Source organism: Parendozoicomonas callyspongiae (assembly GCF_023502345.1).
Taxonomy (GTDB): domain Bacteria; phylum Pseudomonadota; class Gammaproteobacteria; order Pseudomonadales; family Endozoicomonadaceae; genus Sansalvadorimonas; species Sansalvadorimonas callyspongiae.
This window is the reverse complement of sequence record NZ_JAMFLX010000138.1, coordinates 1-640: the sequence shown is the minus strand read 5'-3', so window position 1 is coordinate 640 and position 640 is coordinate 1. Positions and strand designations below refer to the sequence as shown.

Genomic DNA, 640 nt, shown 5'->3' with positions numbered 1-640 from the left:
GTGTGGGGCGCCGAAGGCGTCCCAGCCCCGAAGGGGCGAACACCACGCACTTGTTAGGTGCGTTTTATTTTACCCTTGCCATATGATAAACACTGACGTATTGGCCATTTCGGAATGCGAACTTTGCAGACTCACCCTCCATGATAAATCCATATTTTTTATACAGTGCTATGGCAGGGTCGTTGTCTGTGTATACAGTCAGTTCGATACGCTGAATGTTAAGCCAATTCTCGGCAAGATCAATGACTGAAGAAAGAAGTTTACTACCGACACCTTTTCCTTGGTATTTGTCTCTTACTCCCATACCAAAAGTCGCTACATGCTTTCTTCTCGGACTTTGCTCTACATGGAGGCCAATTTGACCAATGATCTCATTGTCGATTTCCGCAATAAGAGAATATATACCTTGCGGGAGATTTTCCAAGCGAGATTCCCATAAAGTAAGAGATGGATATGGTAGTTGCAAAGTTCCAGAATAAGCATTCGTGTCAGAATAGATTTTATGAATTGCTTCGATATCTTTCTTATCACTGTGTCTGATATTTATTTCTTGCACTGAAAACTCCGTTTATATTTCAGCTTACTCTGGATGTGAATGTTGGTATGAGCACCTAACGCCCGCGTAAGGGGCTGCGCCGCC

Annotated in this window: 1 protein-coding gene; it reads right to left on the bottom strand. The window is 43.6% G+C overall.

Annotated features, from left to right (window positions below; translation table 11 throughout):
* Positions 1-64: 64 nt before the first annotated feature.
* Complete coding sequence (locus tag M3P05_RS20660; protein WP_249702037.1) at positions 65-556, bottom strand: GNAT family N-acetyltransferase; 492 nt, start codon at positions 554-556, stop codon at positions 65-67.
* Positions 557-640: the final 84 nt, after the last annotated feature.